The organism is Sebaldella sp. S0638, assembly GCF_024158605.1.
Lineage (GTDB): Bacteria > Fusobacteriota > Fusobacteriia > Fusobacteriales > Leptotrichiaceae > Sebaldella.
In genome coordinates, this window is record NZ_JAMZGM010000145.1 from 1 (window position 1) to 548 (window position 548).

General features: G+C 26.6%; 1 protein-coding gene. It reads left to right on the plus strand.

The annotated features are described in order from the left end of the window. Nucleotides 1-548 (plus strand): IS3 family transposase (locus tag NK213_RS18030; protein WP_253351802.1); only part of this gene is annotated, 548 nt, incomplete at both ends.

Sequence of the window (548 nt, forward strand, 5' to 3'; positions counted from 1 at the left end):
AAAGAACTAGGAATTGAAGCAATTATCAACAAGAAGAAACCACTGTATATTAAAGGAAAAGCTCATAAAATATTTGGCAATATAATTAACAGGAATTTTAATGTAGATGAACCTAACAAAATATGGTGTACTGATTTCACATATTTACCTATGTCTAATGGAAAAATGAGATATAATTGTACAATTATTGATTTGTATAACAGAGAGGTTATTGCTACTCTTAACAGCAACCATATAACTGCACGATTAGCAGTAGATACTTTAAAGATAGCCATGAAAAGAAGGGAAAATTTTAGAAATGTAATTCTTCACAGTGATCAGGGTAGCCAGTACACATCAAAAGAATTTATAGATTTTTGTTGTAAAAATAATATTAAACAAAGTATGAGCCGTGCCGGATGTCCTTATGATAATGCAGTAATTGAAAGATTCTATAATACATTTAAAAATGAGTTTTTTAATTTATATTCATTTAATGATTATGAAGTATTGGATAAGAAAACTTATGAATTTATATATATTAAATACAATTATTTAAGACCTCATTC